Origin of the sequence: Pseudomonas sp. 382 (assembly GCF_002759075.1) — a bacterium.
GTDB lineage: Bacteria > Pseudomonadota > Gammaproteobacteria > Pseudomonadales > Pseudomonadaceae > Aquipseudomonas > Aquipseudomonas vlassakiae.
The window spans coordinates 36246-44050 of record NZ_PEMX01000039.1 but is presented as its reverse complement, the minus strand read 5'-3'; the positions used below and the strand labels follow the sequence as shown (position 1 = coordinate 44050).

The window sequence follows — 7805 nt, the reverse complement described above, 5'->3', positions numbered from 1 at the left end:
TGCATTCTTTATCGGCGCTTTGGTGGAAGGGGTGGGGCGATGTCTCCCACGGTCTGTACTGCTGCGAACAGTCAGAATCGGGCATTTAGTCCCACCACCCCTTCAAGTCTAACCATACAAGCGGGCGAGCCCGCGAAGAAGCCGGTACAGCCAACCCATGACTCAAAGCGGGCGCAGTAGCCCGAAGCGTTTGCGCAGGGCCCAGTCCAGCAACCGCCGTGGCAGCAGGCGGGCCATCAGTGGCAGCGCCGTGCTGCCATTGCCCAACCGCACCACACCCGGCACCGGAGACTTGCCAACTGCCGCCAACACCCCCTGGGCAAATTCCGCCGCCGACGTCGGCTTGTCCTGCGATGCCCGCGCCCGCGCCTGCACATGCTCGCGCAGCGGCCACCACGGCGAATCCGCCGCCAGCACCTGATCGGCCTGGCGCTGGGCATTGCTGGCGAACTGCGAGGCAATCGCCCCCGGCTGCACTTCCATCACCTGAATGCCAAACGGCGCCAGCTCCAGGCGCAGTGCGTCGCTCAGGGCATGCACGGCGGCCTTGGACGCGCAGTAGGCGCCGGCGAACGGCGTTACCAGCACCCCCGAGACGCTGCCGATATTAACCACCAGCCCGCGTGCACGGCGCAGCAACGGGAACAGTGCGCGGGTCACCCCGACAACCGCGAAGACATTGGTCTCGAACTGCTGGCGCAGGGCATCGACGCCGCCGTCGAGCAGCGGCCCCATGGCGCCGTAGCCGGCGTTGTTGATCAGGATGTCGAGGGTTTCAAGCTCCTCGGCCAGACGGGCCAGGGCCTCGCTGTCGTTCACATCCAGTTGCCGGGCGCTGAAGCCGGCGGCGTTCAGGCGCTCGACATCCTCAGCTTTGCGGGCGGTAGCCCAGACGTGGTGGCCGGCATCGCGGAAGGCGTCGGCCAGGGCGCGGCCGATGCCGCTGGAACAACCGGTGATCAGGACGGTGGGCATGTTTGAGGCCTGTTTTGCAGGTGGGGTTTGTTTAACCTGTGCCGGCCTGTTCGCGGGTAAACCCGCTCCCACAGGGATGTCGCCGAGCCTGGGGGCAGCGCTGTACCTGTGGGAGCGGGTTTACCCGCGAAAGGGCCGGAACAGGCGCTGGACTAGTTGGCAAATGTACCTTGCAGATGCTCTGCACGGAATTCCAATGTCTGTGGGCGGTATCCCGAGCGCAGCGGGGGCAGAGGCAAGCAGTCCTGCCACTCGGCCCCTGGCTGCAACTCACCCGGGCCACGGTAGCGCGGTGCGTTATAGGTGTTTTCCGCCAGGTTCACGGTATCGCCCGGTGCATACGCCGCTACGCGCCAGCGCAGTTCGGTCAATGGCACTTCGTTACCGTTCTTCATGCGCACCTGCAGCGCACGGTCGGCAGGGCAGTGTTCGGGGGCATAGCTCAGGCGCAATTCCAGGCGTGCCAGTTGCGAGGCTTCGCGGTTGTCCTGCCAGAAGACCAACAATGCCACCAGGCCAAGGCCACAGATTGCGGCCAGGCTAATCGGCAGGGCCTTGGCCGGGTAGCGCAACAACAGCACCAGCCAGGTGAGGATGAGAAAGGCACCGATGATCATGGGGCAGGCAGACCTTGGTTGCGCAGGTCTGACCATCGTAGCGCCAAAACGGGCTGGCCTCAAAAGGAAGGGGCCGCTTTGGCGGCCCCTTGGGTGTTGCTTTACTGCGCGATGGTTTTCACCGAAACGCCACGCTCGATCGGCGTCGAAGTCCGCCCATAGACATCCTCGAAGCGCTCGATGTCGTCTTCGCCCAGGTAGCTGCCAGACTGCACCTCGATGATCTCCAGCGGGATCTTGCCGGGGTTGCGCAGGCGGTGGATCGAGGCGATCGGGATGTAGGTCGACTGGTTCTCGGTGAGCAGGAACACGTTCTCGTCACAAGTCACCTCGGCAGTGCCGGACACCACGATCCAGTGCTCGGCGCGGTGGTGGTGCATCTGCAGCGACAGGCTGGCGCCTGGCTTGACGGTGATGTGTTTGACCTGGAAGCGGCCGCCCATGTCCACCGAGTCGTACGAGCCCCACGGGCGATACACTTCCAGGTGGTTCTGGGTTTCGCTGCGGCCCTGCTCGTCGAGGGTCTTGACCATCTGCTTGACGCCCTGGACCTTGTCCTTGTGGGCAATCATCATCGCGTCCTTGGTCTCGACCACGACGATGTTCTCCAGGCCGATCACCGACACCAGCTTGCCGTTGCCGTGGATCATGCAGTTGCGGCTGTCCTGCACCACCACGTCGCCCTTGGTGACGTTGCCGTCGGCGTCCTTGTCGTGCACTTCCCACAGCGACGACCAGCAGCCGACATCGCTCCAGCCGGCCGACATCGGCACCACGCAGGCACGCTGGGTCTTTTCCATCACCGCGTAGTCGATGGAGTTGTCCGGGCAGCAGGCGAAGGTGGCTTCGTCGATGCTCAGTACATCGCCGTCTTCCTGGCTGCGCTCAAGGGCCAGCAGGCAGGTATCGTAAATGTCGGAGTCGTGCTTTTTCAGCTCTTCAAGGAAGCGGCTGGCGCGGAACAGGAACATGCCGCTGTTCCAGAAGTAGCCACCAGCGGCGACGAACTCGGCGGCGCGCTTCTCGTCGGGCTTCTCGACGAACTGGGCAACCCGGGCCACGCCTTCGGGCAGCAGCGCGTCCTGGCTGGAACGGATGTAACCGTAGCCGGTTTCCGGCTTGGTGGCCGGCACACCGAACAGCACCATCTCGCCGCGCTCGGCAGCCACGGTGGCCAGGGCCAGGGCACGTTGCAGGGCCTTCTGGTCGTCGATCACGTGGTCGGCGGGCAGCACCAGCATCAGGTCGTCACGGCCTTCGTTGACCAGCTTCATGGCGGTCATCGCCACGGCTGGCGCGGTGTTGCGCCCGAACGGCTCCATCAGGATGCCTTGGGTTTCCAGTTTCAGGGCCGCGAGCTGCTCCTGGACGATGAACTTGTGGTCCTTGTTGCAGACCACGATCGGCGCGTCCATGCCTTCGAAGCGCAGGCGCTCGATGGTCTGCTGGAACAGGGTGTGTTCACCGGTCAGCGCCAGGAACTGCTTGGGGAACTGCTTGCGCGACAGAGGCCACAGACGGGAACCGCTACCACCAGAAAGAATTACCGGGATCATCATGTTTCTCCAATAGTCGTTATGAGGCAGGGGGATCAGTTGCTAGCCACGGGGCGAGTTACCCACACCGGCGACAAGTTGCCGCCGGAACCCGTTACGTACAGCACGGCCGCTTCGCCACGCTCCAGGGCGACCGGTTTCAGGTCGCTGACTTTCTTGTTGCCTTCGAACAAGGCCAGGTTGACCTTGACCGGATTGATTTCACGCTCGCCGCGACCCTTGGTGGCCACCGACGGCACCACTTCAGTCTTGCCGTCGGCGGTTTTCAGGGTCACCGCCTGGTCGCTGAGGTTCTGCACGCGAACCAAGGCTTTCTGCTTGTTCTTGAACGGTGGTTCTTCGATCAGCTGTGGGGTGCCGCTGGCGCTGTTGACCAGGGTGTAGTACTTGTCCGCCGCCAGCTTCACCGGCACGCTCTTGCCGCCGACCTGGGCGGTGTAGTCACCACCGGGCAGGAAGCTGAAGTCGCTGCTGGCCTGGGCGCCGACCTGCTTGATCTGGGTGTTGCCGACGCTGGCCGCAGCCGGGGCGCTGGAGGCGTTGTACAGGCGCACGAAGGTCGAGCCTTTCGGCGCGCTCGGGCCGTACAGCGCGGCGTCGGCACCGGCGAAGGCCTGCATGGAAGCAAGGGAAAGGCCGGCCGCGAGGGTGAGGGCTTTGGCAATGGAAGTTTTGGTAGTCATGTGCATTTCCTCTCTATCGATCAGTGATTCGTCCGGGTGGACGACAAGGCCAGGTTTTCTTCGGATTTACGTGAGTTCTTCAGCTGTGCGATCCACTGCGGATCGAAGCTGCTGAGGTCATTGGTCATTGGCAGATAACGCTCGGGGAATTCCCACACCACCACTTGTGGCGCGGCGTTCTTGAAGGCATCGCTCTGCAGATACTTGAGCATCGGCAGCAGCGGGCCGTGGCCGTCTTCGGCGTAGTTGGCGACGTCGCTGTGCAGCGCCTGCTGCAACGCGCCGAGGAAGTTCCAGTGCGGGTTGGCGCTGTAGCTGGTGCCCACCAGGGCGACCGGGATCTGGTTATCGGCGAACAGGGCGTCGCCGCCTTCGCCTGCGGTTTCGGCAGGGCGGGTCGTGCGTTGCTGCAGGTTGTCCGGGGTCGGCAGCAGGTTGCTGAACAGGGGGTCCAGGGGCAGGAAGTTGGTCAGGTCACCCTTGTACGGGGTGGAGCTGCCCGCTTCGGTGATAAAGGTCTGCGGGGCGCCGTTGAGCAGGTTCTGGCGGCTGACGGCCTCGGCCAGCGCCTGCGCCGCCACTTCGGCACCCATCGGCGTCCAGTGGGTGTCGGTACGCAGGAATACCTGACCGCGGCCCTTGGCCTGTTCCAGGGCTGCCATCAGGTCAGGGGCGAACACGTTGGCCTGGCGTGCCTGGGCATGGAACCGGTTGTACAGGTCGTCGTGCAGGCTGGCCGGTTGCTGCTTGCCGATGTACTCGGAATACACCCGTGCCTTGGCCGGAATGATCGCCAGCACCAGCTGGCTGCCATGCTTCTGCAAGGTGTCGCGTACCCCGCGGATCAGTGCCAGGTTGTCTTGCATCTGTTGCTCGGCACCGGCGCTGGGCTTGAACTCTTCGTCGCTGAACAGCCACTGGTCGCGGCCCAGCACCACGCCTGGGCGGCCTTCGTTGAACAGCTTGAAGTCCAGTGCGGCCCAGAGGTTGGTGCCCAGGCGCTTGATCGGGAACTGGTCGTCGTAGTGAGTTTCGGCGGCCTTGGCCAGCTTGCCGTTGAGCAGGGTCATCTGCTCGGTACGGTGGAAGCTCTGGAAGCCACCGGTGGACCAGGCGCCCATGCCCACCAGCAGGCCGAGGAACGACAGGGAATAGGTGACGCGTAATGTCCGGGTCATTTCATCCACCTCAGAACTGGAAGTACAGGAACGGCGAGTAGCTCTGCGCCGAAAGCTTGAGGATCGAGGCCACGAACAGCAGCAGGATCAGGGCGCGGGTCATCACCCGGGTCCAGTCCAGGCCGATCGAGCCATCGGCGTTGACCTGGGCCGGGGTGCGCACGGCTGCTGCCGGCGTGGCGTTGCGGTAGAAGTCGCGCAGGCCGAAGAACGCCAGGGTGAGGTAGGCGATCACCAGGGTCGCCACCTGCAGGCCGGTGAGCTGGGCGCGGTTGAGCTCCGACAGCTGCCAGTCGCCGAAGCTGAACATGGCGCCGTACATGCGGGCGGCGACGTGCAGGTTCTCAGCACGGAAGATCACCCAGCCGACCACTACCAGCAGGAAGGTGAAGGCCCATTTGACCGGGTTGAAGCGCTGCGGGTTGGTGTCGATGCCCAGCGCCCGCTCGATCGCCAGCCACATGCCGTGCCAGGCACCCCAGATGATGTAGGTGAAGTTTGCGCCGTGCCACAGGCCGCCCAGCAGCATGGTCAGGAACAGGTTGCGGTAGGTGTTGAAGGTGCCTTTGCGGTTACCGCCCAGGGTGATGTACAGGTAGTCGCGCAGCCACGTCGACAGGCTGATGTGCCAGCGCCGCCAGAACTCGGTGATCGACTGGCTGATGTACGGCTGCTTGAAGTTCTCCATGAAGCGGAAGCCCATCATCAGCCCCAGGCCGATGGCCATGTCGCTGTAGCCGCTGAAGTCGAAGTACAGCTGCGCGGTGTAGGCCAGAGCGCCGAGCCAGGCGTCGCCAGTGGTCGGGTTCTGCAGCGCGAAGCAATGGTCGGCCACCACCGCCAGGGTATCGGCGATGAACACCTTCTTGATGAAGCCCTGCATGAAGCGGGTGCAGCCTTCGGAGAACTTGTCCAGGGTGTGGGTGCGGTTGTTGAACTGGTCGACCAGGTCCTTGAAGCGCAGCACGGGGCCGGCGATCAGGTGCGGGAAGATGGCCACGAACGCGGCGAAGTCGATCAGGTTGCGGGTGGCCGGGGTGTCGCCGCGGTACACGTCGATGATGTAGCTGATCGACTCGAAGATGTAGAACGAGATACCGATCGGCAGCAGCACGTGGGTGAGGATGAACGGTTCGAGGCCGAACGAGGTGATGATCGCATTGAGGCTTTCGACGCCGAAGTTGGCGTACTTGAAGTAGCCGAGGATCGCCAGGTCCACGCCCACGCCCAGCAGCAGCCAGCGTTGGGCCGGCTTGGTACGCACGCCGGCAGCGCCGACTTTCAGGCCGATCCAGTAGTTCCACAGGGTCACGCCGGCGAACAGGGCGAGGAAGTCGACCCGCCACCAGGCATAAAAGATGTAGCTGGCGACCAGCAGCAGCAGGTTGCGATAGCGTTGCCCGCTCAAGTAGTACAGGCCGAGGAAAACCGGCAAGAACAGGAACAGGAACACGTTGGACGAAAAGACCATCCCGGTTCTCCTTTTTTGTTCACAGCATCCGGGGCACAGCGCCCCCCAACCCCCCCGGTAAAAAAACCGGAGGAAACCGTTGTTACTTCAATACTGCTGGCGAGGGCTTCGCCCTCGTATCGCGACGCAAGGCCGCTCCCACAGGTACCGCGCATCCCTTGTGGGAGCGGCCTTGTGTCGCGATGGGGCGCGAAGCGGCCCCAATCCAGGCGACACCTACTTCTTCGATTCCGCGCTCGGGTCATAGACCCGGGTCATGTCGCCGCCGAGCCTGAAACTGTTGAACGGCTGCATGTGCTGCTTGCGCTGCAGGGTGTCGCCGACGCAGTGGTACAGCGCGCACCAGGGCTCGAGCCAGGAGTACTTGCTGTCCAGCTTGAGGTCGGTCAGGTCCTGTTTCTCGCCGGCCCGTTCCTTGAAGTGGCTTGGATCGCGGGCACCCGCCAGCACGCCTTCGCCCAGGCGTTGCAGGGCGAAGTTGTTCTCGGCGCGCAAGTCCACGCCGTTGGCCTGGGCGAAGCTGGCGATCATCGCCAGCGGCGGCAGGGCATAGTTGTGATAAGCCAAGGCACGCTGCTTGCGCTTGACCTCGTTGGGCAGGAAGCCCTGTTCGTCGACCTGGTTGGCGCCGATCTTGTATTCCTTCACGGCCCAGTCGAACAAATCACGGCGGTCGGTGGCGACGGCGGTGGCCATTACCGACCAAGCCGCCCAGTAGCTGTGGTTGTTGATCTTCTCCAGCGGCAGGTCACTCCAGTCGCGCACGGTCTGCTCGGCGAGGCGGGCGAACCACTTCTCGATCAGCTCGGCCTCGGCCTGGTGCGCGGCCAGCGGCTGCGAGTTGGAAAACTTCAGGCGCAGCCACGAACCGCTCATGCTGCCCAGCGCCCATTTGCGCATGGACTTGCCGGTGTGGTTGTAGTCGGTGGACAGCAGCGCATTGGCGCGTGCCCAGGTACCGAGCCAGGCCAGGGTGCAGTCGAGCTGCGCCGGGCGACCGTCGCGCATGTACTGGCCGACCATCTTGCTCACACCCTTCTCGAGCGTGGTGATGTCTTCGGTGGACTTGCGGAAGGCTTTTTCCGAGGCAACGTTGAGTGTCGCCCGGGCCTTGTCCGAGCCTTCGTACTTGCTGCGAAACTGCAGCGCGCCGGTATACGGCTTGGGGGCTGGCTCGCAGCGGAAGTTGCCGTCACTGGTCTTCAACTTTTCGATGCCCTCGTAGTAACCCTGCGGGGGCACCAGTGCGGCCTGTGCGGCGCTGCCAAACAGGGCGAGGGTAAGCAGGGCGGGGCTGAAAATTCGCTTGAGCATGGTCATGGTCG

The 7805-nt window shown here is 63.8% G+C and carries 7 protein-coding genes; all 7 read right to left on the bottom strand.

Going from position 1 to position 7805, the window contains the following annotated elements; genetic code table 11:
• Positions 1-162: 162 nt before the first annotated feature.
• Complete coding sequence (locus CQW31_RS27105) at positions 163-975, bottom strand: SDR family oxidoreductase (protein WP_054884684.1); 813 nt, start codon at positions 973-975, stop codon at positions 163-165.
• A 152-nt stretch (positions 976-1127) separates the two neighbouring features.
• Positions 1128-1592 carry a hypothetical protein gene (locus CQW31_RS27100; RefSeq protein ID WP_054884683.1) on the bottom strand — a complete coding sequence of 155 codons (465 nt, stop codon included), beginning with the start codon at positions 1590-1592 and terminating at the stop codon, positions 1128-1130.
• A 101-nt stretch (positions 1593-1693) separates the two neighbouring features.
• Entirely contained in the window at positions 1694-3148 is a 1455-nt protein-coding gene (locus CQW31_RS27095) for a mannose-1-phosphate guanylyltransferase/mannose-6-phosphate isomerase (protein ID WP_054884682.1), read from the bottom strand.
• 35 nt (positions 3149-3183) lie between these two features.
• Positions 3184-3831, bottom strand: a complete 648-nt coding sequence (locus CQW31_RS27090; protein WP_054884681.1) for an alginate O-acetyltransferase AlgF — start codon at positions 3829-3831, stop codon at positions 3184-3186.
• A gap of 20 nt (positions 3832-3851) precedes the next feature.
• A complete protein-coding gene (locus CQW31_RS27085) occupies positions 3852-5009 on the bottom strand; it encodes an alginate O-acetyltransferase (protein WP_099815842.1) in 1158 nt (385 codons plus the stop codon).
• Between the two features lie 10 nt (positions 5010-5019).
• Entirely contained in the window at positions 5020-6480 is a 1461-nt protein-coding gene (locus CQW31_RS27080) for an MBOAT family protein (protein ID WP_054884679.1), read from the bottom strand.
• A 216-nt stretch (positions 6481-6696) separates the two neighbouring features.
• Positions 6697-7800 carry a mannuronate-specific alginate lyase gene (locus CQW31_RS27075; RefSeq protein WP_099815841.1) on the bottom strand — a complete coding sequence of 368 codons (1104 nt, stop codon included), beginning with the start codon at positions 7798-7800 and terminating at the stop codon, positions 6697-6699.
• Positions 7801-7805: the final 5 nt, after the last annotated feature.